Origin of the sequence: Lysobacter sp. 22409, assembly GCF_052045105.1 — a bacterium.
In the GTDB taxonomy this organism is placed as follows: domain Bacteria; phylum Pseudomonadota; class Gammaproteobacteria; order Xanthomonadales; family Xanthomonadaceae; genus Lysobacter; species Lysobacter antibioticus_B.
Window position 1 is genome coordinate 88,396 of sequence record NZ_JBQEOE010000014.1, and the last position, 26,931, is coordinate 115,326.

A 26,931-nucleotide genomic window follows, 5' to 3' on the forward strand; every position below is an offset into this window, starting at 1 on the left:
GTGCTCACCGCCGTCGTCGAAAGCGTCGGCTACTGGAGCCGCGGCCTGCCCTCGTGGGAAGCCGCGCGCGCCTACGCCGTGCACGGCGATCTCCCCGCCGACGCGCCGTCGCGGCCGTCGCCGCAATTGCTGGCGCCGAACGAACGCCGGCGCGCACCGGAAACGGTGGCGGTGGCGCTCGAAGTCGCACTCGCCGCCTGTCAGGCCGCGAAGCGCGATCCGGCCGGCCTGCCGTCGGTGTTCGTGTCCTGCCACGGCGACATGGCGATCACCGACTACATGTGCGCCACCCTGGCCAGCGAACCGCGCACGATCTCGCCGACCCGCTTCCACAATTCGGTGCACAACGCCGCCGCCGGCTACTGGACCATCGGCGCCGGCGCGATGCAGCCGGCGACCGCGCTGAGCGCGCTCGACGCCAGCTTCGCCCAGGGCCTGATCGAAGCGCTGGCCCAGATCGCCGCCGGCGACGAGGCGGTGCTGCTGGTCGGCTACGACGGTGCCGCGACCGGCCCGCTGCAGACGATGTGGGGCAGCGACGGCCTGCTCGGTGCGGCGCTGGTGCTCGCGCGCGCGCCGGCCGATCGCCGCGCGACCGGCCCGCTGTTGCGCGCCTGGCTCGGCGACGAGCCGCCGTCGCCGCTCGAAGGCAAGCTGTCTCGCCGCGAAACCGGCAACGCCAGCGCCGCGATGCTGCCCTTGTTCGACGCCTTGGCCTCGGGCCATGATCGGCTCGCATTACCGGCCGGTGGCGGCCGAACCCTGCGGGTGGAGCTCGTCCATGACTGAAAGACCCGTTTCGCCAGGACGCGACGGCCAGACGCCAGGTAAGGCAACCGCGCACAGGACCCGTCCGCTGCGCCTGGATCGCGATAACGTCGCGGTGATCATTCCGGCGCTCAACGAGGCGCTGCGCATCCGCGGCGTGGTCGAAGGCGCGCTGGCCCAGTGCGCGCACGTGATCGTCATCGACGACGGCTCCGACGACGGCACCGCCGAACGCATCGCCGACCTGCCGGTGACCTTGCTGCGCCATGCGCAACGCCAGGGCAAGGGCGCCAGCCTGCGCGACGGCTTCGCCGAAGCCCTGCGCCGCGGTTTTCTCGCCGTGCTGACCATGGACGGCGACGGCCAGCACGCCGCCGAAGACATCCCGCGCCTGATCGACAGCGCCAACCGCCATCCCGGCCACATCGTGATCGGCGCGCGCCTGCGCAAACGCGCCTCGCAGCCGACCTATCGGCGCCTTGCGAACAACTTCGGTGACTGGGGCGTGGCCTGGGGCACCGGCTACCAGATCGCCGACAGCCAGAGCGGCCAGCGCCTGTACCCGGCCGCGGTGATCGCCCTGGGCGACGTGCCCGGCGAAGATTTCGTGTTCGAGGCGCAGATCCTGATGTCGGCGGCGCAGCAACTGGGCACGCGCTGCGTCTCGGTGCCGATCGAATCGCGCTACCAGAACGAAGACTCGCAGGAAGAATTCCGCGCCAGCCATTTCAAGCCCTTGCGCGATTTCACCCGCATCACCAGCCACATCGTCGGCCAATGCCTGCGCCGCGGCGGCATCCCCGCGGTCTATCGCAGCATCCGCGCCAACCCGCCGTTGATCGACGACCCGAGCGGCGAGTTTTCCGGCGAGGCCGCGCACAAGGCGCAGACGCATACGCGTTGATGTTGCGCTGATGCGGCAACGCCTTCGCAGGCACCGGGCGAAGCTTCGATGCCTCAGCCCCGACAATCCAGGGTAGGAGCGGCGCAAGCCGCGACCGCGTTCGGGCAGATCGCGGCGGTGGCGGGCTCACTGAGTGACCGAGCCGCGTCGCCCACCCGATGTCATCCCCGCGAAGGCGGGGATCCAGAGACCTCAAGCGTTCTCGCCCGAATGGCCCTGGATCCCCGCCTTCGCGGGGATGACGATTGCTGGCTGTCTTAGTCCCGGCTGCAGGGCGCGCTAAAGCTGACTTGCGCGATCTGAGAGATCTCGGCCGGCGCAGGTTTGTCGAGTAATCGAGCCGAGTCGTCTACCCGAACGTTATTCCCGCGAAGGCGGGGAGACGACTGGAGGCGCGGTGAGAACGCCTCGCGCCGCCCTCAGTTGCGCGGCGGATCGAGTGGCCGCGCCTGCGGGCCCGGGTCGTTCATCGGCGGCGGATTCAGCACGTAGATCGCCACGCCGCGCGCGAACTTCTGTCGAGGGCTGATGCTGACCCCCACGCCGCCACCACTGTAGTGGCGCCCGCCGAAACTGCCGCCGCCGGCACCGACGCTGACGCCGCTGCCGCCGTAACCGTCCTGGGTGCCCTGGAACAACACGCCGTTGGCGCCGAGCTTGGCCGCTTCGGCGCGCAGCTTGCCGACCACCGAATCCATCTTGTTCTGCTCGCCGTAGGTGAACGCGCCGCTGTTGCTTTCGAGCAGGGCGATCTCTTCGTAGCGGCTCGGCGGCGGCGCGAAATACACCCGCACCTGCGACACCGGTACCGGCGGGCGCGGCCGCCCGGTGATCACGTGGGAACTGGCGCAGGCCGACAGGGCGAGCGCGAACAAAGCGATGAACAGGGTGCGCGACATCGGAGGTCTCCCGTACGGCCTTCGCGGCGGATCGGCTCATGCTACGCCCGCCGGCCCTGCATCGGGTGAGCGCCCGGTGAGCGGTCGCCGGCCGGCGACGACCGGGCCGCGACGCTGCCGGGCCGTACTCGACCGCGCCGGAACGAGCCTCGCATCGGCGAGCGCGCCGCCGCCCGAACCGCCGCCCGGGTAAATCTTGTCCGCATCCGGACGCCTGTCACCCACGTTCCGCTGCGAGCGTGATCTGATGCGCGCGCGAGCCCGGGCGCCCCTCATCGGCCCAGCGATCGTCGACGGCCAGCCCCTTGCGCCAGCCGCCCTCAACATCGAGCGCCGCCCGCTTACCGACGGCGTACGGCGCCTTGGTCCGCACTCATCGATATCCCACGCGTCTCAATGGAGTGAACCATGCGTATCAGGAATGCATTGCTGCTGTCCCTGCTGGCCTGCGCGCCGGCCACCGCAGCGATCTACGCGCCGCCCCCGGCCTACTACCCGCTGTACCAGACCTACAACCCGACCATCACCGATTACTTCTACACGCTCAATTACTACGAGGCCTACGGCGCCGCCGGCTATCAGGGACCGAGCGTGTTCACCTACGTCGAGAAGACCCCGCAGCCGTCCACCGTTGCGCTCAGGCGCTACTGGAAGGGACCGCCGCAGAACGACCACATTTATCTGACCGACCAGTTCCCGGAAGAGATCAGCTACGTCCTCAACAACGGCTTCGTCTACGAAGGCATCGAGGGCTATATCTACACCCAGCAAGTGCCCGGCTCGCTGCCGGTGCATCGGCTCAACTACAACTACGGCAACGGCGATCTGATGCACAAATACGTGACCAGCGAGGCCGAACGCCAGGCGCTGGTGCAGCAGGGCTGGGGCTACGATCGCGTGCAGGGTTACGTCCCGTCGCAGAGCGCGCTGTTGCAACCCAACGGCACCGTTCTCAGCGGCTATCCCGCCCTGCCAGGCGGCGCCGTCGTGGCGCGGCGCTGCGATCCGGTCAGCACACCGAACTTCTGTTCCAACCCGCAGCATCCGGGCCGCGAACCGCACTACCGCAACAACTTCTATGGTTATCGCGGCGTATCCAGCACGGTCAAGCCGGCCGGCAGCAACGTGCAGAAAATCCAGTTCGACGTGTGGTCGCCGGACTTCTTCATCGGCTCCGACGAGCACATCGTCATCGGCGTGCACGGCGGGCTCACCGTCGGCACCGATCAGATCACTCTCGAAGGTCTCGGCATCACCCTGGGGCAGTCGCAGATGTGCGGCGACGGCGTGTCGCAGGTCGAAGGCTTCTGGCTCGCGCCGGGCACGCCCGCGGGCTACGGCGGTTTCCTGGCGTCGACCTGTCCGGCCCGCACGGCCGATCCGAACGGCAAATACTTCGCGCCGATCCCGATGGAGAACCATCATCCGTATCGCGTGGTGATCAAGGTCTCCGACGCGGGCACGATCCAGTACTCGGTGCTCGACGGCTACACCCTGGCCTCGATCCAGGGCCAGACCTTCAACGCCGTCAACCAGTATCCCGGCGGCATCGGCGGCTTTCCGAACAAGACCGGTTACTACATCGCACCGTCGACCACCTCCAACCGCGACTACACCTTGTACCTCAGCAACCTCAGCGTGAGCTGGCAGAACGGGTTCTGATCGCAGCGTTTCGATCGCAATCCGGGTTCGGATCGCAAGCGGTCCGAACCACCGGCACGCTTCAGCCCATGCCGCCATTAATCCCGATCACCTGGCCGTTGATGTAGCCGGCCGCATCCGAACACAGGAACGCGACCAACGCGGCGACTTCATCGGCGCGGCCGGCACGGCCGGCCGGGACCATCTGCTTGATCGCCTCCGCAGTGAACGTGCCGTCGGCCATGCGCCCTTCGATGACACCGGGCGCGACCACGTTGACGGTGATGCCGCGGCTGGCCATTTCGCGCGCCAGCGATTTGGAGGCGCCGTGCAGCGCCGCCTTGGCCGCGGCGTAGTTGGTCTGGCCGCGGTTGCCGAGCACCGCCGCCACCGAAGACACGTTGACGATGCGCCCCCAGCGCGTGCGCGCCATCGGCAATAACAGCGGTTGGGTGACGTGGAAGAAGCCGTGCAGCGACACGTCGATCACCCGCTTCCACTGCGCCAGGCTCATGCCGGCCATCGGCGCGTCGTCGTGGATGCCGGCGTTGTTGATCACGCCCTGGATCGGCCCGGCTTCGAGCAGGCCTTCCAGCGCGGTGCGCGCCGCCTGGTCGTCGGCGACGTCGAAGGCGATCGCCGAGGCCTGGCCGCCGGCCTCCTCGATCTGCGCGACCACTGCCTGGGCGCGTTCGAGGTTGTGGTTGGCGTGCACGATCACCTGCCAACCGGCCGCCGCCAGTGCGAGACAGATCGCCTGGCCGAGGTCGCCGCTGCCGCCGGTGACGAGGGCGCGGCGCGGCGAAGGGTGCGAGATGGACATGCGGACGACTCCGAGCGGCAAAGCCCGATTGTCCCCGCCCCGCCGCCGTGGCGAAAGCCACGCGGCGGAGCGGGGAGTCGCCGCTCCTGGCCAGCCGGTCTGTGGCACGGCTTCCGGCTCAGGTCGAAACGCGGAAACCGTCCGGGTACGGCGGGTCGCCCTCGCGGCCGTGCAGGTTGTCGATCTGCACCAGGCTGTGCTCGATCGCCTGCCCCTGCCCGTCGCAACGCAGGCGTTGCTCGCCGCGCCAGACCGCCCAGGCGCGCTCGTCGCCGTCCTCGTCCTCGCCGTCGACGGCAACCACCCACCATTCCAGGGTGCGCTGCGCATCCGGCGCCAACCGCATCGTCGCTAGCGCGTCGAAATCGAGTTCGATCCGGCCTTCGTCGGTAGCGGTGCCGAGCCATTGCGCGAAGATCGCCGAACGCCCGCCGGCGATGCGGAACATATCGACCCAGGTATCGGCCGGCATGTCTTCGTCGTAGGGCCGGTCGCAACGTTCGAGCCAGTGCAGGCGCGCGCCTTCGCGGCGGCCGAGAGCGATGCGCAGGCGCAAGCGATGGCCGATGCGGCCCTCGTCGATGGCGCGATGCGGGCCAAGGTCCTCGAAATGGAACTGCAGCGACATGCGCGACGCTCCCGGGCGCGATGCGGCACGGCCGCCGCATCTGCACTAGGAAACGCCGGCGCCGGCAGGGTGTGAATGCAGACGGCGCGATGCGCCGCAGCGCAGATTCGGTAGCGCGGACTCAGTGGAGCGGATTCAATGGCGCGGACTCAGTCCGGCCGCGCCATCACCGCGGCACGCCCCTGCGCGATCGGCACGCCGGCGTGGTGCAGCTCGAACTCGTACTGCCAGCTCTGGCCGGTGTCGATCAGCTTGTGCGCGCGGCCTTCGATCGCGCCGGGCAGGTCGTCGAAACGCGCCAGGTGCAACTGCACGCCGCGCAGCGCCACCAGCACGCCGGGCTTGGCCACGCCGCCGTCACGGCGCGCGAGCAAACCGCCGTGCACGGCCATGGTCTGTGCGCCGTATTCGCACAGATGCACAGCGTGCAGGCGCCCGTCGCGACGCAGCGGATGGGCGGGGTCGCGATGCCCGTTCGTGCGCAGCACGATGCGCTCCTCGTCCCATTCGACGACTTCTTGCCACAGGCACATCAGGCCCTGGTGCGGGATCAGCGCGGCGATGGCCTCACGCGTGCGCATCGCCGGCCTCCATCGCCGCCGGTTCGCGCACGATCAACAAGGCCAGCACGAAGTTGAAAACGACGCCGAGCGCGACCGTGCTGCCGATCGCGCGCAACACCGGAATCGACGACAGGCCCAGCAACGCGAACACCAGCAGCGTGGTCAGGCTGCACACGATCACCGCGTGCAGGGTGCGCAGCTGTTCGGCGCGGTCGTCGCCGGCATGATCGAAGAACAGCGCGTAATCCAGGCCCAGGCCGGCGGCGAGGATCAGCGAGACCAGATGGAACAGGTTGAGTTCGATGCCCAGGCCGCGCAGCACCGCCAGGATCAGCAGGCTGCTCAAGGCCATCGGCGCCAACACGCGCAGCACCCGCCGCGGCGAGCGCAGGGCCACCCATACCGCCGCCGCGAGCAGCACGCCGGCCAGGCCCAAGGCCATCAGCACGCGGCCGCGGTAGTCGGCGACCAGCGATTCGGAAGCCTGCTTGAGATCGAGCAACTGGCCGCCGTGACGGCGCACCACGCTCGCGACTGCGGCCGGATCGTTGAGCCCGGTCAGCGACACCAGCGCGGTAGCATGGTCGCCGCGTTGCAGCAGCAGGCCCTCGACGCTGACCGCGAGCGGCGTGCCGGCGAGGTCGCGCGGGGTCAGCGGCGGCGCTTGCCGTGCGCGTTCGACGTCGGCGAGGAAATCGGCGAAGGCATCGCTGCGGAACGGCGTCGCCGCGACGGCGGTGTCGAGCGCCGTGCGCAGGCTCGCCGCATCGGGCAGGCGCTGCTGACGTTCGCGCTGGGTCTTCGCGCTCGGCAGATACCGCGCGGCGAGGTCGTAGCCGGCGATCGCGCCGCGCCGGCGCAGCGCCGGCAGCTCGGTCAACAAGGCTTCCGAGGACTGCAAAGCGGCCTCGGCATCGCGGCCCTCGATGGCGATGACGTAGCGCACGTCGGGCGCGCCGAGTTCGTCGCGCAACTGCGCGTCGCGGGCGAGCGCGGCCGGCGGCACCGGGGTCAGCTTGGCCAGGTCGTTCTGCCAGAACGCGCCCGGCACGAACAGGATCACCGCCAGCGCCAGCGCGGCGATCAGCGACACGCCGGCCACGCCGAGGCGCGGCCAGCGCGCCAGCCGCGTCCACAGCCGCGCCAGCGCCGGCGAGCCGGCGGCGTCGCGCGGCGCCGGATCGATCAGCGCCGGCAGCACGAAACGCGTGGCGAGCGCCGCGGTGGCGAGGCCGACGATGGTGAACACCGCGAGTTGCTGCAGGCCGTCGACGCCGGAGACGAAGAAGGTCAGGTAGGCGATGCAGGTCGAGGTCACGCCGGTGCCGAGCGTCGGCCACAGGCTGCGCGCGCTCGCCCACGGCGACAGGCCGGGGCGTTGATGACTGAACAAATGGATCGGATAGTCCTGGACCACGCCGATCAAAGTGAAACCGAAGGCGACGGTGATGCCGTGCACGCCGTCGAAGAGTGCGGCGACTGCACCGAGCCCGGCCAGGCCCGCGGTCGCCAGCGGCAGGCCGCCGAGCAGCGGCGCCTTCCAACTGCGGTAGGCCAGCCACAGCAACAGTACGAACACCAGGCTGTCGATGGTGCCGATCAGGCTCGCTTCGCGTTGGGTGCGGCCACCGATTTCGACCGAGAACGCACCCGGGCCGCTGATCGTCAGCCGCGCCGGGCTGGCGCCGCGCGCTTGCGCGAACGCGGCCTGGATCGCATCGAGCGCGCCTTGCTGGCCGGTCGGGTCGAAGCCGGCCGCGCGCGTCTCGATCGCCAGCAAGGCCTGCTTGCCGGCGCGGTCGAACCACACGCCGTGCTCGGTCTGCGGCGCCTGCGCCGGCTGCCAGGCCTCGGCCAGGCGCAGCATCTCCAGGGTGGGATCGCTCGGCAGCAGCGGCTCGATCAGCTCGCCGGCCGGCGAGCCGAGGTCCTGCACGCGGCTGTCGAGTTGCTCGCGCAAATAGGCGCTGTCGAGCGGCTGTTCGTCGAAGCTCGGCGTCAGCAGATAGCGGTACGGACGCAGGCGTTCCGGCACCGCCTCCAGCCCCTGCCCGGCGCCGTTGGCGACCAGCTTGAACTGCGGCTGCGCCGTCAGGCGTTCGTGCATCGCCGCCGATTGCGCGGCGAGAGTGGCCGGCTCATCGCCTTCGATCGCCAACAACAACAGACGCGAGCCCGGGCCTTCGCCGAGTTCGTCGATCAGCAGTTTCTGCGCCGGCGTCTGCGCGCTCGGCATGAAGCGGCGCAGATCGCCGCTGAGCTGCAGGCGGCTGCCGATCGCCCAGCCGGCGACCGCGAGCAGGGCCAGCCACAGCAGGGCGAGGGCGAGACGGCGCGCGGGCGTCATCAACGCGCCGCGCCGTGGCCGCGGCACAGCGCCGCCAACTGGCTCGCGTCGGCGACGCCGGCGGCGGCGCGCGCGGCGCTGGCCAACAAGGTGCGCTGTTGCTCGTTGCCGCGCGCCGGCCGGGTCTCGATGCAACGCAGCTCATCGTCGCGGCCGAGCAGGACGATCTCGCGCACGCGTGCGGCCAGACTGGCGTCCTTGGGGACCAGGCTGATCGTCCACTGCCGGCGCGTGCCCTCGGCGACCAGCCGGTAATGCTGTTCGAGCAAGGCGCGGTCGCCGCCGAGCAAGGCGCCGAAGCTGGCCTGCAAGGCGACCAGCTCGGGGGCGCGCGCCAGCGAGAAACGCTTGGGCGGCTTGCCGGGGCGGACGATGGCGACCTCGCCCTGACCGGGCTTGGCGCCGGTGCGGATGGTGGTGGTCTCGGCGTAGGGCGCGCGCACCTCGCGCACCAGGGTGGTCGCGTCGGGACGACGGTACTCGCCGGACAGGCGCAACGGCGCCTTGAGCAGGGCCGAGCCGCGCACTTCGACGAAGTCGGTGCGGGCCGGGACCGGCTGCGCCAGGCGCGGCAGGATCCAGTCGGGATCGGCCGCGACCGCGGCTTCGGCGGCCGATGCCCCGGCCGGCACGCCCTGGGCGGCGGCCTCAGTAACCGGAGCGGCGCGCAGCGACCCGGCGCCGAGCATCAGCGCCAGGGTCCACGTGCAAGGCTTGATCAGCGTCATCGGCATGCCAGAAATCGTAGAAGTTGAACCAGTTGTAGGGGGCGCTGCGGGCTTGGGCCTGCAGGCGCTCGGCGTAACGCTGGACCAGTGCGGCAAGGATCGCCGGGCGGTTATGCCGCTCGATCGCCACACCCTCGCTGAACGTCTCGAACACCAGGTCGTAGCGCGCCCCCCCACGGTACAGGCCGAAGGCCAGCACCACCGGCACTTTCAGTGCCGCCGCGATCAGCCACGGCGCGCTCGGGAACTCGGCCGGCGCGCCGAGGAAGGAGGCGGTGGTATGCGGCTCGTGCGGCGCGGCGCGGTCGACCAGCAAGGCGACGATCGCGCCTTCGTCGGTGGCCTGCTTGATCGCGAACACGATCGAGGGGCCGTCCTGGCCGGCATCGATGACGGTGCGCGCGATCTGCGGATCCAGCGCGTCGAGCATCTCGGTCAGGGCCGGGTTGTGGCCGCGGTCGAACACCACCCGCAGCTTCAGGCCGGGCCGACTGCGCGACAGCACCCGCAAGGCCTCGAAGCTGCCCAGGTGCGAACCGAACAGCAACAGGCCTTGGCCGCGGTCGAGATAGGGTTCGAGCTTGTCCAGGCCGTCTACGCGCACGTCGAACGGCGCCATGCGCCCGCTGAGCATGTACAGGCGGTCGAGGATGGTCGCGGCGAAGGTGTGGATGTGGCGGGCGATGTCGAGCAAGCGCGGCGGACGGTCGAGCACCCGCGCCAGATAGTCGCGCGAGGCGCGCCGCTCCGGGCCGCGCACGATCAGGAAGTAGGCGACGATCGGATACAGGGTCAGGCGCGCGATCGAGCGCCCGCCGCGACGGGCGATGAAGCCGATCAGGCGGAAGGCGAGGCGGCCGCCGCCTTCGGGGCGTTGCTTCCAGTGCTCGCCGCTCATGCCGAAGCCTCGGCGATGGGCAGATCGGCGACGACTTCGCCGCTGGCGAGCAGGTCGTCGCCGCGGCGCACGCGAAAGCGCCAACGCGACGCGCCCAGCGCGTCCAGTTCGACCTGCGCCGATTGCTCCGGCAACAAGGGCTGCAAGAACTTCACTTGCGGCAGACGCAATCCGCTCAGCGGCCCGTGCGCGGCTTCGACCGCGGCGATCACCTGCTCCAGCAGGACCACGCCGGGCACCAGCGGGCGCCCCGGGAAATGGCCGGGCAAGCAGGGATGATCGGACGGGATCGAGAACGGCATACGGGCGGGCGGCGGGGTCGGCGGCTGCGGCAAGGGTCACAGGATAAAGCACGCGCATTCAGCGGGGCGTCGAAATGCGACGGCGGCCCTTGAATTACTGGAATTCGCAGTGTGCGACGGTGCCCAAACGCAGCGCCTGCGCGGTATCGGCCAACGGCTCCGTTCAGGAGAACAGCTCGCGCCAGAAGCCCGGGCCGAGCTTGGCCATGCGGTGCATGAAGTCGAAGAAGCCGCTCTCCGGGCGCACCGGGAAACGGCGCTGCCGCACCAGGTATTCGCCGGCGAACATGCCGCCGACGATGCCGTAGTTGATCAGGTTGGCGAACCAGGACCATTGCTCCTGGCTGATCGCGACCGGCGGCACCTGTCCCAGGCGCGCCAGCACGCCGTCGGGCACGGCGATCATCGCCAGGGCGCCGTTGACCAGCGCCAGCACCGTCAGCACCACCGCCCACAGCGCGGTCAGGCGGCGGGTATAGCGATACAGCTCGGGCGACAAGGCCGACACCGGGCCTTCGTGCAGGGCCGCGACGATGCGCGTGATCAGGGCCTCGCGCGGCGCGCGCAGGCTGCGTCCGAACCACCACGCCAGCCAGCCGTTGAACAGCATCGGCGGCGCCAGCAACAACATCTGCGCGTAGGGGGTGAAGGCCGACGCGGCCAGGGCCGCGAGCAGGACCACGGTCGCCGCCCAGGCACGCCAACGCAGGCCCAGCAGGCCGTCGATGGTCACGAACACGACCAGATCGGCCAGGGCCAGCGCCGCCAACGCGCCGCCGCCGTCGTGGCTGGCCCAATGCGCCAGCACCGGGTAGGCGATCGCCAGCAACAGGCGCGCGAGGGCGCTGGACGAAGGAGGGTTCACGTCGGCTCCGGGAACGGGCGCATGCACTGGCGGTTCGACACCGCGCCGGCCGGCGGCGTTCAGGCGGCCCGCTGCTGCTCGATATGCGCCGACAGCGCACGCAGCGAAGCGAAGATGCGGCGGTTCTCGTCGCTGTCGGAGCGCAGTTGGAAGCCGTAGCGCTTGGTGATCGCCAGGGCGAGTTCCAGTGCGTCGATCGAATCCAGGCCGAGGCCTTCGTTGAACAGCGCCGCTTCCGGATCGATCTGCTCCGGTGCCACGTCTTCCAGGTTCAGGCTCTCGACCAGCAGCTGCGCCAGTTCGCGTTCGGCGGGGCTTTGTTCAGACATCGGGCGATCCGGTCACGGTGGGACAAGGGGCGCAACGATCCGCCATCGGCGCCGCAGGCGCAACCGCCGGGTGCGGCGAGCCCGCTGTTCGGCCCCACCCGGCAGCCGCTTCGGCCTGCGGCGGACCTGCGTTATCAGGCACTTGAGGCGTTGTGCGGAAGCGGCGCGACGACGCCGGCGCCCCGCCGCCGCTGCGCAGCGGGCCGAGGCGGCAGGCTATCATTTGCGCATGAATCCGCCCGACTCCGCGCCCGACGCGGCCGCACCGACGGCCACCGCTGCTTCCAGCACGGCCAGCCCCTCCCACGCCGCACAGACCATCGACACCGATGTCCTGGTGATCGGCGGCGGCCCGGCCGGCACCACCGCGGCGACCCTGCTCGCCCGCAAGGGCTGGAAGGTGTTGCTGCTGGAAAAAGGCAGCCACCCGCGCTTCCACATCGGCGAGTCGCTGCTGCCGATGAACCTGGCCATCCTCGAACGCCTCGGCGTGCTCGAACAGGTGCGCGCGATCGGCATCCACAAGCCCGGCGCCGAGTTCCCGATCGACGCCGAGCGCTACAACACCTTCCGCTTCGAGCGCGCGCTCAACCCGGTCTACGGCTACGCCTTCCAGGTCAAGCGCGAGGAATTCGACGAACTGCTGTTCCGCCACGCCCAGGCCAACGGCGTCGACGCCCGCGAACGGGTCAAGGTCGAGAAGATCGAGTTCGGCGCCGACGGCCGCCCGGCGATGGTTCACGCCCGCGGCGACGACGGCCGCGAGCTGCGGGTGCGCCCGCGCTACCTCGTCGACGGCAGCGGCCGCGACACCTTCCTCGGCGGCCAGCTCAAACTCAAGCAGAAGAATCAGCTGCACCAGTCGGCGGCGATCTTCAGCCACTTCACCGGCGTGCAGCGCCGCGACGGCGAGGACGCCGGCAACATCACCGTGCAGCGTTTCGCCCACGGCTGGATGTGGCTGATCCCGCTGCAGCGCGACGTCATGAGCGTCGGCGCGGTGTGTTTCCCCGAATACCTCAAGCAACGCCGCGGCGACAGCGAAGGCTTCCTGATGCAGACGCTGGAGTCCGAGCCGTCGGTATGGCGGCGCATGCAGGGCGCACAGCGCTGCGGCGACGTCCATGTGACCGGCAACTATTCCTACACCTGCTCGCGCATGACCGGCCCGGGCTGGGTCATGGTCGGCGACGCCTACGCCTTCGTCGATCCGGTGTTCTCCTCCGGCGTCTACCTCGGCATGAACAGCGGCGAACAAGCCGCCTCGGTGGTCGACGGCGCCCTGCGCGAGCCGGCGCGCGAGACCGAACTGCAGGCGGCGATGGTCAAACGCCTCAAGCGCGGCCTGCGTCATTTCCAATGGTTCATCTATCGCTTCACCACGCCGGTGATGCGCGAGCTGTTCAACGCCCCGCGCAACTATTGGCAGATCGAGCAAGCGGTGATCTCGATGCTGGCCGGCGACGTGTTCGACAACCGCGAGGTGCTGCGCCGCCTGCGCGTGTTCCGCTTCGTCTATGCGATGACGGCGCTGCGCATGGCGCCGCAGGCGCTGCGCGGCTGGTGGCGGCGCAAGCGCCAGGTCGGCGTCGATTTCCGCGGCGACACCCTGCAACGGGGCAATCCGTGAGCGCGGCCGAAGCCATGTTGGCGATGCCGCCGCAACTGCAGGTCGACTACGTCGCGGCCACGCCGGCCGAGTTACTCGCCCAGGACGACACCCTGGCGGTATTCGGCTTCGGCGCGCAGGCGCCGCAGCACGACGACCCGCGTTATCTGCGCGTGGCCCTGGAACCGTTCGGCGACCGGCGCCTGGAGCGCTGGCGCGGCCGCGGCCCGGTGATCAAGGGCCGCGACGGCGACCTGGCCTGGTCGGAAGACGGCGCGCTGCAGTTCGGCGTGATCGAATTCGACGAGCCCGAACCGCTGCCGGGCGAAGCCACCAACGGCGAGATCGCGCGCGCCGCCGAATACCTGTACCGCAAGTTGCTCGCCTTCACGCAAGCGCGCGGCTATCCGCATTTGTTGCGGATCTGGAACTACCTCGACGGCATCACCCTCGGCCACGGCGACGAAGAGCGCTACCGCGTGTTCTGCGTCGGCCGCGCCAAGGGCCTGGGCGATTTCGACATCGCGCGCCTGCCGGCGGCGACCGCGATCGGCCGCGTCGACGGCGCGCGCCGCTTGCAGGTGTATTGGCTGGCCTCGCGCACGCCCGGCACGCCGCTGGAAAACCCGCGCCAGGTCAGCGCCTATCGCTACCCGCGCCAGTACGGCCCGCAGCCGCCGAGCTTCGCCCGCGCCATGCTGCCGCCGCAGCCGGCGGCGATGCCGCTGCTGTTGTCGGGCACCGCGGCGGTGGTCGGGCACGAGTCCAAGCATGCCGATTCGGTGCTGGCCCAGCTCGAGGAAACCCTGGCCAACTTCGACAGCCTGCTCGGCGTCGCCCGCCAGCGCCAGCCGCAGCTGTCGAGCGCGTTCGGCGGCGGCTCCTGCCTGAAGGTGTACGTGCGCGACGTCGAGGAGATCGACAACGTCGCCGCCGCGCTCGACCGCCGCTTCGGCGATCGGGTGCCGCGCATCCTGCTGCACGCGGCGATCTGCCGCTACGAACTGCGCGTGGAGATCGACGGCTCGCACGGCTGACGCGCCGCCGTGCAAGCGCCGTCGGGCTCGTTCACGGCATGGCCACCTCGATGCAGCGGCGCCTCAGGGCGCCGTTTGCGCCTGAATTCGCGCCGACGCCCATCGGTCCCGGCCACCTGTGGCACTTGAAATCGCCCCGCCAGACGCTACGTTGCGCATGTGGCCAAACGGGCCGACTGCGGAGTACGACACGATGGGATTGATCAGCCTGCTCTGGGGCATCGTCGCGCTGCTGTGGATGATCCTCGCCCTGATCCCGCTGCTGGGCTGGGGCAACTGGTTCCTGATCCCGTTCGCCGCGGTCGGCGCGATCATCGCCGCGATCGGAGTGCTGTTCACCAGCTCGGAAAAGAACGGCCGCGCCAAGACCGGCCTGCTGCTCAACGCCATCGTGATCGTGGTCGGCGTGGTCCGCCTGGGCATCGGCGGCGGCATCGTCTGAGCGCAACCGCCTGAGCGGAGGCTTCATTCGAGAGCGATCGCCTGAGCGGCGACCGCATTCGAATCCGTTCGCTGAGCCGCGACCGCGCCGCTCAGCCCGATACGGCGATGCAGCGGCGCGATCGTCGCGCCCGATCCTGCGCTATCGATGCTCCGGGCCGAAATCCGGTTCGGACGGTTCGTGAGCGCGAAGCTCGGGCTCAGGCCTGGTCGAGCGCGGTTTTCGGACGCGCGGCGAGCAAGGCCTGCGTGTGCGCGTGTTGCGGCGCGCGCAGCACCTGCGCGGTCGGCCCGGTCTCGACGATGCGGCCGGCTTCGAGCACGGCGATGCGTTCGGCCACCGCCGCCGCCGCGGCGAGGTCGTGAGTCACGAACAACAAGGCCAGGCCGCGTTCGCGCTTGAGCCGCGCGAGCAGAGCCAAAATCGCCGCGCGGTGATGCGCGTCCAGGGCCGACACCGCTTCGTCGCAGACCAACAGGTCGGGATCGGTCGCCAGTGCGCGCGCGATCGCGATGCGCTGGCGCTGGCCGCCGGAGAACTGGTGCGGATAGCGATCCAGCATGGCCTCGTCCAGCCCGACCGCCTGCATCAATGCGGCGGCATGACGGCGACGCGCGGCGGCATCGCCGCGAGCGTGGATGCGCAAGGGTTCGGCCACGATCTCGCCGATGCGCAGGCGCGGATCGAGCGAGGCGTAGGGGTCCTGGAACACCACCCCGGTGCGTGCGCGCAAGCGGCGCAAGGCGCGCGCGTCGAGACCGCCGAGATCGGTGCCGTCGATCGACACCTGGCCCTGCGCGCCGCGCAACAGGCGCAGCAACACGCGGCCGAGCGTGCTCTTGCCGCTGCCGCTCTCGCCGACCAGGGCCAGGCCCTCGCCGCGGCGCAGCTCGATGTCGACACCGTCGAGCGCGCTGTGCGCGGCGCGCGGATAGCGCATGCGCAGGCCTTCGCCGCGCAGCAACACCGGCTCCTCCGACGCACGCTCCGGTAAAGCCTCGATGCGGTCGGCGGCGAGCAGTTCGCGCGTATAGGCCTGGGTCGGCGCGGCGAACACCGCGGCGGTGTCGCCGCGTTCGACCACCGCACCGCGCTGCAGCACCAGCAATTGCTGCGCGTAGGCGCCGACCAGCGGCAAGTCGTGACTGATCAGCAACAACGCCAGGCGATCCTCGCGACGCAGGCGGTCGAGCAGGTCGAGGATGTCGCGGGCGATGCGCGCATCCAAGGCCGAGGTCGGTTCGTCGGCGATCAACACCCGCGGCTGGGTCGCCAAGGCCAAAGCGATCGCGATGCGCTGGCGCTGGCCGCCGGAAAACTGGTGCGGATAGCGCCGCAGCGCGTTCGCCGGGTCCGGCAATTGCACGCGCTCGAACAAGGCCAGCGCACGTTCGCGCGCGGCCGCCGCCGACAAGCCGCAGACCGCGCGCAGGGTTTCGTCGAGTTGCGCACCGACGCGACGCAGCGGATGCAGGGCCGCAAGCGGGTCCTGCGGCACCCAGGCCAGGCTGCGGCCGCGCAGGCGCGCGTGCGCGGCGCCGCCGAGGGCGATGCTTTCGCCGTCGACCTGCAGGCGCCCTTCGCCGCGCAGCTCCGGCGGCAGCAGGCCGAGCAGCGCAAGCGCGGTCAGGCTCTTGCCGCTGCCGCTTTCGCCGACCACGCCGAGGCATTCGCCGGCGTGCAGTTGCAGATCGAGCGGCCCGAGCAAGCCGTGCGCGCGCGTCGCCACCGTCAGCGCCTGCAAACGCAACAACGCGCTCATGCGGCCGCCGCCCCGACCTTGGCGCCGCCGTCGCGGGCATCGCCGCGCACGTCGAGCCAATCGCGCAGGCCGTCGCCGAGAAACTGGAACGCCGCCAGGGTCGCGACCAGGAACCCGGCCGGGAACAACAAGGTCCACGGTGCGCTGTCGAGCTCCTGCACGCCTTCGGCGAGCAGGCCGCCCCAACTCGACGAGGGCTCGTCGATCGACAGGCCGAGGAAGCCGAGGAAGCTTTCGACCAGGATCGCCTGCGGCAAAATCAAACCGAGATACACGAACGCCAGCGGCAACAGATTCGGCAGCACATGCCAGCGCAGGCGCTGGCCGAAACTCGCCCCGGCCGCTTGCGCGGCGAGCACGAACGGCGCCTCGCGCAGGCGCGCGGCCTCGGCGCGCATCACCCGCGCCAGGTCGATCCAGACATACCCGCCGATCGCCGCGAGCAGCAGCAACAGCGAGCGCTCGAACAAGGTCAGCAACAAGATCACCACCAGCAGGAACGGCAGCGCCGAGAACACATCGAGCACCCGCAGCATCGCGCGCTCGACGCGGCCGCCGGCGAGCCCGGCGATGGCGCCGTAGCCCAGGCCGATGACCAGAGCGACCACGCTGGCGAGCAAGCCGATGCCGAGCGAGAGGCGGCCGCCGGCCAGCGTGCGCGCGAACACGTCGCGGCCGATCGCGTCGGTGCCGAACCAGTGCCCGGCCGTGCCCGGCCGCACCGACAGCGCGTCCCAGTCGGGCAGGATCGGCCCGTAGCGACCCAGCGCCGGCGCCAGCCAGCAGGCGGCGGCGAGCGCGGCGAGCACCAGCAAGCAGGTGCGGGCGAGCGGCGGAAGCGAGGCGAGAGAACGCATGGGCGCTCATCCTAACGGCTTCGTGGGCGAACGGGGCCGGCGAGAGCGGCGGTGTGCCTGTTCCTTATCGAGCTGATCCCTCTCTCCTTTGGAGACGGGATTAGGGGGATTTGCCTTTAGCTCTGTTCCCCCTCGCGGCCCCCACATAGCCCCAGGTCATAAGCAGATGAGGCAATACCTTTTCCCCTGGGCCACCGGTCGCGGCCACATTCCCTACATGGTGAATGGGAAATGCTGACGATGAAGGCCAAGTACGCACTGCGCGCGATGTGCGCGCTGGCGCGTGCCGACGGCGGCCGGCTCCGGGGCGGACGGCTGCAGGCGCGCACGATCGCCGAACACAGCCGCGCACCCGGCAAGTTCCTCGAGACCATCCTGGTCGATCTGCGCCAGGCCGGTTTCATCGACAGCCGGCGCGGCCAGAAAGGCGGCCACGCCCTGGCCCGCCCGGCCGACCAGATCATGATCGGCGACCTGATCCGCGCCATCGACGGGCCGCTCGCGCCGGTGCGTTGCGCCAGCGTCAGCGCCTACCAGCCCTGCTCCGACTGTCCCGACCCCGACGCCTGCAGTCTGCGTTCGCTGATGCGCGAGGCGCGCGACGCGATCTCCGACGTACTCGACCGGCGCAGCCTGCACGAGCTGGCCCTGGCGCCCGGTTCGAGCCTGGCCGCGCTGGCCGGAGACGGCCCGTGAGCCGGCATGTGCCGGGCGAGCGCGGCGCCGGCCGCCGGGTCCGTACGTCGGCCGAACCGCGCCGGCACGATCAGCGCCCGCACGATCAGCGCCAGCCCGAACGCGCCGCCGCGCGCCGGGCCGATGGCGACCCGGACCGGCCGGCACCGACCGTCGAACCCGAGATCAACATCGTCAACCTCAGCGACAGCGAGTACCAGTTGCTGACCGCGGTGCGCGAACTCGGCCAGGGCCAGATCGAAGTCGTCGTGCACAGCTCGCGCATCGTCCAGATCACCCGCAGCCAACGCCTGCCGGTGGCGCCGACACGGGCCCCGCGTCCGTGAGCCGCACGCGCTGTCGACGCCGCTAATCCATCTCCGCCGCCGTCGCCGCGGCCGCTCGACCTCCACCCACCCGCTATCGGCCCGATCGATGGGCCCGCCGACTGTCCAGACACCGCTGAAGGAGCACGACATGCAAACCCGGGTTCGACTTGCGAACGCAACGCCTACCGCGACCCCTTGGCTGTGGGGCGCGCTGGCGTGTGCGCTCGCCTTGCCGGCCCAGGCGCAAACCGCTCCGCCCACGGTCGAAGAGCTGGCCCAGCGTCTGCGCGAGATCGAACGACGCCTGGGCGGCGGCGAGGCCGTCGCCGGCGCCGCCGCCGACAGCGGCAACCTGAGCGATCTCGATCAACGCCTGCGGGTGATCGAACGCCGCCTGGAACTGCAAGCCGAGGAAAGCGCGGCCAAGGCCGCGAGCACGCCGACGGTGACGCTCAGCGCGAGCAAGGGGCTGGCGGTGAAATCGCCGCCGCCGGGCGACGTCGAACTGAAGTTCAAGGCGCTGGTCCAGGCCGATGGCCGCTTCTTCATCGGCGACGACACGGTGCCGCAGAACGACACGTTTCTGTTCCGCCGGATCATGCCGACCATCGAAGGCAGTTGGGGTTCGCTGGTCGGCTTCCGCCTGACCCCGGAATTCGCCGGCGACAGCGCGACCATCGCCGACGCTTACCTGGATCTGAAGTTCGACCCGCGCGCGACCGTGCGCATCGGCAAGTTCAAGAGCCCGGTCGGGCTGGAACGCCTGCAGTCCAGCGGTTCGACCGCCTTGATCGAACTCGGCCTGGCTTCGGAACTCACGCCCAACCGCGACCTCGGCGTGCAGTTGCAAGGCGAGTTCGCGCAGTCGACGGTGTCGTACGCGCTCGGCGTCTACAACGGCGCGGTCGACGGCCGCGACAGCCCGACGGTGAACCCCGACAACGACTTCGAGCTCGCCGGACGCCTGTTCTTCGAGCCGTGGAAGAACGACAGCAACGCACTCTCCGGCCTGGGCTTCGGCCTCGCCGGCAGCCGCGGCGACAAGCAGGGCAGCGGCAACAACTTCCTGCCGCGCTACCGCACCCCGGGGCAGACGCAGTTCTTCAACTACCGCGGCACCGCGCTGGCCGACGGCGCGCACACGCGTTGGTCGCCGCAGGCCTGGTACTACCGCAACGCCTTCAGCGTGCTCGGCGAATACGTGAGCTCCAGCCAGGAAGTGCGCATCGGCGCGGTCGCCGACGAACTCGACCATCGCGCCTGGCAAGTCACCACCGGCTACGTGCTGACCGGCGAGGACGCCGGCTACAAGGGCGTGACCCGGCCTAACCATCCGTTTACGGTCGGTGGTGCAGGCTGGGGCGCGTTCGAACTGGTCGCACGCTACGGGCGCCTGGAGATCGACGACGCCGCTTTCCCGCGCTTCGCCGATCGCAACGCCGTCGCCGCCGCGGCGCGTTCGTGGGGCCTGGGTTTGAACTGGTACCTGACCGGCAATCTCAAGCTCATCGCCAACTACACCCAGACCGAATTCGATGGCGGTGCCGCTGCGGGCCGCGACCGCGAAGACGAAAAAGCCTTCTTCACCCGTGCCCAGCTCGCGTTCTGACGCCGGCGATCGCAAGACCCCGGTTTCGAATTCCCATATCCCGTTCGCCCCCAGTTCGCCCCACGCACAGGACTTACCGATGAAAACCACCCTCCGCCTGATGTTGCTCGGCCTGGCCCTCTCCGCCGCCTGCGCGTCGGCCAAAGACGTCGAATTGCTCAACGTGTCCTACGATCCCACCCGCGAGTTCTACGCCGAGGTCAACCAGGTCTTCGCCGCGCAGTGGAAACAGCAGACCGGCGAGACCCTCAACCTGCGCGCCTCGCACGGCGGCTCGGGCAAGCAGGCGCGCTCGGTCGTCGATGGCCTCGAAGCCGACGTGGTGACCCTGGCGCTGGCCGGCGACATCGACACCATCGCCAACGCCAAGCAGTTGCCGGCCAATTGGCAGACGCGCCTGCCGCACCAGAGCTCGCCTTACACCTCGACCATCGTGTTCCTGGTGCGCAAGGGCAACCCGAAGCGCATCAAGGACTGGGGCGACCTGACCCAGGCCGGCCTCGGCGTGATCACCCCGAACCCGAAGACCTCCGGCGGTGCGCGCTGGAATTACCTGGCCGCCTGGGCCTGGGCCTCGACCAAATATCGCGATGGCGACAAAGTCGTCGACTACCTCACCCAGTTGTTCAAGAACGTACCCGTGCTCGACACCGGCGCGCGCGGCTCGACCACGACCTTCGTCGACCGCGGCATCGGCGACGTATTGCTGGCCTGGGAGAACGAGGCCTTGTTGACCTTGGAGCAGCCGGCCAACCGCGGCAAGTACGAAATCGTCGTGCCGAGCCTGAGCATCAAGGCCGAACCGCCGGTGGCCTGGGTCGACAAGAACGTCGACAAGCACGGCACCCGCAAGCAGGCCGAGGCCTATCTGCGCTTCCTGTACACCCCCGAAGGCCAACGCCTCGCCGCCAAGCACGGCTACCGCCCGGCCGAGCCCGACAAGGTGTCGGCCGCCGACCTCGCCAAGTTCCCGGCGGTGAAGCAGGTCACCATCGACAGCGCGTTCGGCGGTTGGAAGAAAGCCCAGGCCGCGCATTTCTCCGACGGCGGCTTCTTCGACAAGATCTATCTGCCGAAGTAACCCGTACCGACGGGACATGGCTTGCCTTCGCAAAGGGCAAGCGGCCGGCCTCGCGCATCGCGACGCCGACACGAGCCGCGACACCGAACGGTGCCGCGGCTCTTTCATTTGTGCGACCCATGAACGCACTGGACCGACTGCGCGGCAGCCCGTCGGCTGACGTCGCGCCTGCATCCGAGACTGGGGCGGTGCGCGCATCGTTCGCGTGTCCGCGATCACGAGAGCAGCGATCGCGTGCGAATGCGAGACCGGCCCTGGCCGCGCGAGGCCGGCTCTGAAGCAGCGTTTCTGCGATTGCCGACGCGATGCGCCGGGCACTTCCGTGTCGGACTCGAAGCATGGAGTCCCGCGGCCATCACAGTTATCCGTTTACGCGCGGATAGGGACATGGACGCGTCAACGACGCGTTGCATACTCGCGCCGCATCGCAACGAGCCTGTGCGGCCGGTCGCGTTATGGCAAGCCGCTCCGTCATCGTTTCGTTATCCACGCTGCGCATGCGACGAGCAGGGGCGTCCGCATCGCGGCTTGCGATACCTGCCGCGGCTCGGTGCTCGCCGCTCCGATCGCGGCACGCGACTTCATCGCTCGCCTATCGCCGCATCGGCCGCCCTGCGCATGCCGAGCGCTGCGCGGGCTCTCATCCTGGAACCGCTCCATGCGCAACGCCCAGATTGAAGACCTGCTGCCGCTGTCGCCGTTGCAGCACGGCTTCCTGTTCCACGCCCTCTACGACCACGAGGTGCAGGACAGCTATGTCGTGCAGATGGTGTTCGCGCTCGATGGAGTGCTCGATGCGGCAGCGTTGCAAGCGGCGGCGCAAGCGCTGTTGCGGCGCCATGCCAGCCTGCGCGCGGCCTTCGTGCACCACAAGATCAAGGAGCCGGTGCAGGTCATCCAGCGCGAGGTCGAGCTGCCGTGGCGCGAGATCGATATCAGTGGTTTGCCTGCGGATGAGCGTGCCGATGCGCTGGCCCAGACGATCGCCGACGACCAACAGCAACGCTTCGAACTGACCCGTGCCCCGCTGCTGCGCTTCGTGCTGGTGCGCGAGTCGGCAACGCGGCATTACCTGGTGTTCACCAGCCATCACATCCTGCTCGACGGCTGGTCTTCGCCGATCCTGCTGCAAGAGTTGTTCGCGCTGTACCGCAACGGCGCCGACGCGCAGGCGCTGCCGCGGGTCACGCCCTACCGCGACTACATGCGTTGGCTGACCTCGCGCGATGCGGCCGCGGCGCGCAGCGCCTGGCGCGACGCCTTCGCCGGCTTCGAGGAACCGAGCCGGATCGCAGCGGCCACGACCGCAGCGGCGGTGCCCGACACCTTGCGTATCGACCTGCCCGATGCGCTGGTGCAATCGCTGACCCGGCTTACGCGCGGCCTCGGCGTGACCCTCAACACCATCGTGCAGGCGGCGTGGGGGCTGTTGCTCGGCCGCCTGACTCATCGCCGCGACGTCGCCTTCGGCACCACGGTTTCGGGCCGCCCGCCGGAGCTGGCCGGCGTCGAGCAGATGGTCGGTTTGTTCATCAACACTTTGCCACTGCGCTTGCAATGGCGGCCGGACGAATCGGTGCGCGACCTGCTACTGCGTCTGCAGACCGAGCAATCGGCGCTGCTCGATCACCAGCACCTTGGCCTGACTGAGATTCAGCGCCTGGCCGGTCACGGCGAACTGTTCGACACCCTGGTGGTGTTCGAGAACTTCCCGGTCGGCGACGGCGACGAGGCCGCGCCCGATGCGCTGCGCATCGCCCTGCACAGCCACCACGGCGGCGACACCTCGCACTACCCGGTCGGCCTGGCGCTGATTCCCGGCCACCCGTATCAACTCAAGCTGAGCTACCGGCCGGATCTGTTCACGCGTGACGAGGTGCTGCGCCTGGGCGGCCGTTATCAGCGTCTGCTGGAGGCCTTCGTCGCCGATGCCGGGCAACCGGTCGGCCGCATCGAACTGCTCGATGCCGCCGAAACCGCGCAGGTGCTGCGCGACTGGAATGCGACCGAACACGCGGTGCCAGCACAAACCCTGGCCGAGTTGTTGAGCGCGCAAGCGGCGCGCACACCCGATGCGGTCGCCGTCGTGTTCGAAGGGCAGACGCTGAGCTACGCCGAACTCGACGCGCGCGCCAACCGCCTCGCCCATCGCCTGATCGCCGACGGCATCGGCCCGGAGGATCTGGTCGGCGTGGCCTTGCCGCGTTCGTTGGAACTGGTCGTCGCCCTGTGCGCGGTGCTCAGGAGCGGCGCGGCCTACCTTCCGCTCGACACCGATTACCCGAGCGACCGCCTCGCCCACATGATCGCCGACGCGGCACCGGTGCGGATCCTGACGCGTGGCGACGTCGTCGAACGGCTGCCCGCGCGTGAGGGTTTGTGGCTGCTCGACGATGCAGGGCTTGTTGCGGAATTGAGCGACTGTGCCGACGCCGCACCCACCGACACTGATCGCACGCGTCCGCTGCAGCTCGATCACCCGGCCTACGTGATCTACACCTCCGGCTCGACCGGCACGCCGAAAGGCGCGGTGATTCCGCACCGCGGCATCGTCAACCGTCTGGCCTGGATGCAGGGCGAGTACGGCCTGCAGGCCGACGACGCGGTGCTGCACAAGACCCCGACCAGCTTCGACGTGTCGGTGTGGGAGCTGTTCTGGCCGCTGCTGCACGGCGCCCGCCTGGTGGTCGCGCGCCCCGACGGCCATCGCGACCCGGCCTATCTGGCGTCGCTGATCCAGCGCGAACAGGTCACCACCGTGCACTTCGTCGCCTCGATGCTGGAGATGTTCGTGCAGGAGCCGGGCGCGGCCGCCTGCACCAGCCTGCGCCGCATCGTCTGCGGCGGCGAAGCGCTGTCGGCCGATCTGCATCGCCGCGTCGCCGCGCACATCGGCCGGCCGCTGCATCACTCCTACGGCCCGACCGAAGTCTCGATCGGCGTCACCGCCTGGCCCTGCCGCGAGATCGAAGACGGGCCGATTCCGATCGGCGGGCCGATCTGGAACACGCGCTTGTACGTGCTCGACAACGCGCTGCGGCCGGTGCCGGCCGGGGTCACCGGCGAGCTGTATATCGCCGGCCCCGGGCTGGCGCACGGTTACCTGCGCCGCGCCGCGCTCAGCGCCGAGCGTTTCGTCGCCGATCCCTTCGTTGCCGGCGAACGCATGTACCGCTCCGGCGACTTGGCCAGTTGGCGCGAGGACGGGGTCATCGTTCACCGCGGTCGCGTCGATCACCAGGTCAAGCTGCGCGGCTTCCGCATCGAACTCGGCGAGATCGAAGCCGAGCTCGCCCGCGCCGGCTACCCGCGCAACAGCGCGATCGTGCGCGAGGACCGGCCGGGGCAGAAGCAGATCGTCGCCTATGTGGTCGCCGATACCACGAAACAGAACGAGATCGACCGCGACGCGCTGCGCGAGACCCTGGCCGCGCGCCTGCCCGAGTACATGGTCCCGGCCGCGATCGTCGTCCTCGACGCCTTGCCGCAGTTGCCCAACGGCAAGCTCGACCGCAAAGCGCTGCCGGCGCCGGACTTCGTCCCGGCCAGCCTGCGCGCCCCGCGCACTCCGCGCGAACAAACCCTGTGCGCGCTGTTCGCCGAAGTGCTCGGCCTGTCGGACGAGCACGCCGCCCAGCTCGGCATCGACGACAGCTTCTTCGTCCTCGGCGGCCATTCGCTGCTGGCGATCCGCTTGATCAGCCGCATCCGCGCCGAACTCGACGTCGAGCTGTCGATCCGCAGCCTGTTCGAGACCCCGACCGTCGCCGGCCTGGCGACCGCACTCGATCCGAACCAGAGCCGTCGCCTGGCCCTGCGGCCGATGCCGCGGCCCGAGACTTTGCCACTGTCGTTCGCGCAACGCCGGTTGTGGTTCCTGCACCAGTTCGAAGGCCCCAGCGCGACCTACAACATGCCGCTGGCGCTGCGCCTGGACGGCGAGTTGAACGTGGACGCGCTGCGCGCCGCGCTCGCCGACCTGTGCGCGCGCCACGAAAGCCTGCGCACGGTGTTCCCCGCTGGCGAGGTGCCGAGCCAACAAGTACTCGAACGTGCGGCCCCCACTTTGGATGTCGTCGACAGCGACGAACCCACCCTGGCCGATACGCTCTCGCACGCCGCCGCATACGCCTTCGACCTGCGCCATGAGATCCCGCTGCGCGCGACCCTGGTCCGGCTCGGCCCGCAACAACACGCGCTGCTGCTCTTGCTGCATCACATCGCCGGCGACGGCGCCTCGCTGGCGCCGCTCGCGCGCGACTTGGCCGAGGCCTATGCCGCCCGTCTCGACGGCAACGCACCGATCCGCGCCCCGCTGCCGGTGCAATACGCCGACTACACCCTCTGGCAACAACACCTATTGGGCGATGACGCCGATCCCGACAGCCTGATCGCGGCCCAGATCGCTTACTGGCGCGACGCCCTGGCCGGCCTGCCCGAGCAGATCGAACTGCCGAGCGACCGCCCGCGGCCGCCGCGCGCCAGCTATCGCGGCGGCCAGTGCGGCTTCGCCCTCGACGCCGACACCCACGCACGCCTGCGCGCCATCGCCCGACGCCACCACGCGACCTTGTTCATGGTCCTGCAGGCCGCGCTGGCCGCGACCCTGACCCGGCTCGGCGCCGGCACCGACCTCGCCATCGGCACACCGGTCGCCGGCCGCCAGGACGCCACCCTGCACGAACTGGTCGGGCTGTTCCTCAACACTTTGGTATTGCGCACCGACACGAGCGGCAACCCACGCTTCAGCGAATTGCTGGCGCGGGTACGCGCGACCGACCTGGCCGCCTTCGAGCACCAGGACCTGCCATTCGAGCAACTGGTCGACACGCTGAAACCCGAGCGCTCCTTGAGCCACCACCCGCTGTTCCAGGTGCTGTTGGTGCTGCAGAACACCGAGCAGGCCGAACTGCACCTGCCCGGCCTGCGCGCCTACGCGGCCGAGTTCGCCCTCGATGTGGCCAAGTTCGACCTGAGCTTCGCCTTCTGCGAGCGCTTCGACGACGCCGGCCAGGCCGACGGCCTCGACGGTGCGCTCGAATACGCCAGCGATCTGTTCGACCCGGCCACCGCCGAGGCGATCGCGCTGCGGCTGCAGCGCATGCTGATCGCCGTCGCCGAAGACGACCGACGGCCGATCGGCGCGGTCGAGTTGCTCGACGCCGATGAGCGCCAGCGCCTGCTGCGCGACTGCAACGACACCGCACACACCGTCGAACTCGAATCGGTCGCGGCCGCGTTCGAGCGCCAGGTCGCGTCGACCCCGCACGCCATCGCCGTGGTCGGCGACGGTATCGAGTGGAGCTACGCCGAGCTCGATCGCCGCGTCGAAGCGCTCGCCCACGAGCTGCGCAGTCGCGGCGCCGGCACCGAACGCGGCGTCGCCCTGCTGCTGCAGCGGTCGCCCGACTTGGTCGTGGCCGTGCTCGCCGTGCTCAAGACCGGCGCCTATTACCTGCCGCTGCACGAGCAGCACCCCGACGAGCGCCTGGGCCAGTTACTGGCCGAGACCGAAGCCGCCGTGTTGATCGCCGATGCCGGCATCGATGCACGCAGCTTGACCCATCCCAACTTGCTGCGTCTGGACCGCTTCGATTTCGACGCGTCCACCGAATCGCGTGCACGCAAGCCGGCCATCCATCCTGAGCAACTCGCCTACGTCATGTACACCTCTGGCTCGACCGGGGTGCCGAAGGGCGTGGCCGTGCGTCAGCGCGACGTGGTCGAGTTCGCCCGCGACCGCCGCTTCGCCAGCGGCCACGAGACCGTGCTGCTGCATTCGACCCACGCTTTCGACGCCTCGACCTACGAGCTGTGGGTGCCGCTGTTGAACGG

Annotated in this window: 23 protein-coding genes; 11 read left to right on the forward strand and 12 right to left on the reverse strand. The window is 69.9% G+C overall.

The genetic code is table 11. The features are described 5' to 3' along the window. The gene (locus ACTJJK_RS09660; protein WP_440730086.1) at positions 1-789 is read left to right on the forward strand and encodes a beta-ketoacyl synthase chain length factor; all 789 of its coding nucleotides are present in this window, start codon (positions 1-3) and stop codon (positions 787-789) included. Next, entirely contained in the window at positions 782-1,672 is an 891-nt protein-coding gene (locus ACTJJK_RS09665) for a glycosyltransferase family 2 protein (protein ID WP_440730072.1), read from the forward strand. The genes ACTJJK_RS09660 and ACTJJK_RS09665 overlap by 8 nt, the downstream gene beginning before the upstream one ends. A 419-nt stretch (positions 1,673-2,091) precedes the next feature. On the opposite strand, the gene ACTJJK_RS09670 is transcribed toward ACTJJK_RS09665, so the two are convergent. Next, complete coding sequence (locus ACTJJK_RS09670; RefSeq protein WP_440730073.1) at positions 2,092-2,571, reverse strand: hypothetical protein; 480 nt, start codon at positions 2,569-2,571, stop codon at positions 2,092-2,094. Between the two features lie 408 nt (positions 2,572-2,979). Between ACTJJK_RS09670 and ACTJJK_RS09675 the strand changes: the two genes are divergently transcribed. Continuing rightward, entirely contained in the window at positions 2,980-4,233 is a 1,254-nt protein-coding gene (locus ACTJJK_RS09675; RefSeq protein ID WP_440730074.1) for a hypothetical protein, read from the forward strand. A 61-nt stretch (positions 4,234-4,294) separates the two neighbouring features. Here ACTJJK_RS09675 and fabG read toward each other — a convergent pair whose 3' ends face one another. The 9 genes from fabG to ACTJJK_RS09720 all read right to left on the reverse strand — a co-directional run bounded on the left by fabG (position 4,295) and on the right by ACTJJK_RS09720 (position 11,695). After that, entirely contained in the window at positions 4,295-5,035 is a 741-nt protein-coding gene (gene fabG, locus ACTJJK_RS09680) for a 3-oxoacyl-ACP reductase FabG (protein WP_440730075.1), read from the reverse strand. Between the two features lie 118 nt (positions 5,036-5,153). Further along, on the reverse strand, positions 5,154-5,663 hold the full coding sequence (locus ACTJJK_RS09685; RefSeq protein WP_223621361.1) for a hypothetical protein: 510 nt from the start codon (positions 5,661-5,663) through the stop codon (positions 5,154-5,156). 149 nt (positions 5,664-5,812) lie between these two features. Further along, positions 5,813-6,244 carry a phosphotransferase gene (locus ACTJJK_RS09690; RefSeq protein WP_031371259.1) on the reverse strand — a complete coding sequence of 144 codons (432 nt, stop codon included), beginning with the start codon at positions 6,242-6,244 and terminating at the stop codon, positions 5,813-5,815. Next, positions 6,231-8,573 carry an MMPL family transporter gene (locus tag ACTJJK_RS09695; protein WP_440730076.1) on the reverse strand — a complete coding sequence of 781 codons (2,343 nt, stop codon included), beginning with the start codon at positions 8,571-8,573 and terminating at the stop codon, positions 6,231-6,233. The genes ACTJJK_RS09690 and ACTJJK_RS09695 overlap by 14 nt, the downstream gene beginning before the upstream one ends. Further along, the gene (locus tag ACTJJK_RS09700) at positions 8,573-9,307 is read right to left on the reverse strand and encodes a LolA-related protein (RefSeq protein WP_440730077.1); all 735 of its coding nucleotides are present in this window, start codon (positions 9,305-9,307) and stop codon (positions 8,573-8,575) included. Before ACTJJK_RS09700 ends, ACTJJK_RS09695 begins: the two co-directional genes overlap by 1 nt. Beyond that, positions 9,222-10,199: an LpxL/LpxP family acyltransferase gene (locus ACTJJK_RS09705; RefSeq protein WP_031371262.1), complete on the reverse strand. Its 978-nt coding sequence runs from the start codon at positions 10,197-10,199 to the stop codon at positions 9,222-9,224. The genes ACTJJK_RS09700 and ACTJJK_RS09705 overlap by 86 nt, the downstream gene beginning before the upstream one ends. After that, positions 10,196-10,501 (reverse strand): hypothetical protein, encoded by a 306-nt coding sequence (locus ACTJJK_RS09710; protein ID WP_440730078.1) that lies wholly within the window; start codon positions 10,499-10,501, stop codon positions 10,196-10,198. The genes ACTJJK_RS09705 and ACTJJK_RS09710 overlap by 4 nt, the downstream gene beginning before the upstream one ends. 163 nt (positions 10,502-10,664) lie before the next feature. Then, entirely contained in the window at positions 10,665-11,366 is a 702-nt protein-coding gene (locus ACTJJK_RS09715; protein WP_223621362.1) for a ketosynthase, read from the reverse strand. Between the two features lie 59 nt (positions 11,367-11,425). Next, positions 11,426-11,695 (reverse strand): phosphopantetheine-binding protein, encoded by a 270-nt coding sequence (locus ACTJJK_RS09720; RefSeq protein WP_031371265.1) that lies wholly within the window; start codon positions 11,693-11,695, stop codon positions 11,426-11,428. A gap of 229 nt (positions 11,696-11,924) precedes the next feature. Between ACTJJK_RS09720 and ACTJJK_RS09725 the strand changes: the two genes are divergently transcribed. The 3 genes from ACTJJK_RS09725 to ACTJJK_RS09735 all read left to right on the forward strand — a co-directional run bounded on the left by ACTJJK_RS09725 (position 11,925) and on the right by ACTJJK_RS09735 (position 14,783). Continuing rightward, positions 11,925-13,325, forward strand: coding sequence for an NAD(P)/FAD-dependent oxidoreductase (locus ACTJJK_RS09725; RefSeq protein WP_223621363.1), 1,401 nt, complete (start codon positions 11,925-11,927; stop codon positions 13,323-13,325). A 14-nt stretch (positions 13,326-13,339) separates the two neighbouring features. After that, positions 13,340-14,341 carry a pteridine-dependent deoxygenase gene (locus ACTJJK_RS09730; protein ID WP_440730087.1) on the forward strand — a complete coding sequence of 334 codons (1,002 nt, stop codon included), beginning with the start codon at positions 13,340-13,342 and terminating at the stop codon, positions 14,339-14,341. A gap of 193 nt (positions 14,342-14,534) precedes the next feature. Continuing rightward, positions 14,535-14,783 (forward strand): hypothetical protein, encoded by a 249-nt coding sequence (locus tag ACTJJK_RS09735; protein ID WP_031371268.1) that lies wholly within the window; start codon positions 14,535-14,537, stop codon positions 14,781-14,783. A gap of 199 nt (positions 14,784-14,982) precedes the next feature. On the opposite strand, the gene ACTJJK_RS09740 is transcribed toward ACTJJK_RS09735, so the two are convergent. Both ACTJJK_RS09740 and ACTJJK_RS09745 read right to left on the reverse strand, forming a co-directional pair. Then, a complete protein-coding gene (locus tag ACTJJK_RS09740; protein ID WP_440730079.1) occupies positions 14,983-16,545 on the reverse strand; it encodes a dipeptide ABC transporter ATP-binding protein in 1,563 nt (520 codons plus the stop codon). Beyond that, on the reverse strand, positions 16,542-17,402 hold the full coding sequence (locus ACTJJK_RS09745) for an ABC transporter permease (RefSeq protein ID WP_440730080.1): 861 nt from the start codon (positions 17,400-17,402) through the stop codon (positions 16,542-16,544). The genes ACTJJK_RS09740 and ACTJJK_RS09745 overlap by 4 nt, the downstream gene beginning before the upstream one ends. Before the next feature lie 231 nt (positions 17,403-17,633). Here ACTJJK_RS09745 and ACTJJK_RS09750 point away from each other — a divergent pair, with 231 nt between their 5' ends. From ACTJJK_RS09750 to ACTJJK_RS09770, 5 genes are all read left to right on the forward strand, one after another. After that, the gene (locus tag ACTJJK_RS09750) at positions 17,634-18,098 is read left to right on the forward strand and encodes an RrF2 family transcriptional regulator (protein ID WP_031371271.1); all 465 of its coding nucleotides are present in this window, start codon (positions 17,634-17,636) and stop codon (positions 18,096-18,098) included. Beyond that, positions 18,095-18,424 (forward strand): hypothetical protein, encoded by a 330-nt coding sequence (locus tag ACTJJK_RS09755; RefSeq protein WP_440730081.1) that lies wholly within the window; start codon positions 18,095-18,097, stop codon positions 18,422-18,424. The genes ACTJJK_RS09750 and ACTJJK_RS09755 overlap by 4 nt, the downstream gene beginning before the upstream one ends. A gap of 130 nt (positions 18,425-18,554) precedes the next feature. Next, positions 18,555-20,015, forward strand: coding sequence for an OprO/OprP family phosphate-selective porin (locus tag ACTJJK_RS09760; RefSeq protein ID WP_440730082.1), 1,461 nt, complete (start codon positions 18,555-18,557; stop codon positions 20,013-20,015). 79 nt (positions 20,016-20,094) lie between these two features. Beyond that, positions 20,095-21,096 (forward strand): sulfate ABC transporter substrate-binding protein, encoded by a 1,002-nt coding sequence (locus ACTJJK_RS09765; RefSeq protein ID WP_440730083.1) that lies wholly within the window; start codon positions 20,095-20,097, stop codon positions 21,094-21,096. A gap of 658 nt (positions 21,097-21,754) precedes the next feature. Then, a partial coding sequence (locus tag ACTJJK_RS09770; protein ID WP_440730084.1) for an amino acid adenylation domain-containing protein occupies positions 21,755-26,931 on the forward strand: 5,177 nt, incomplete at its 3' end.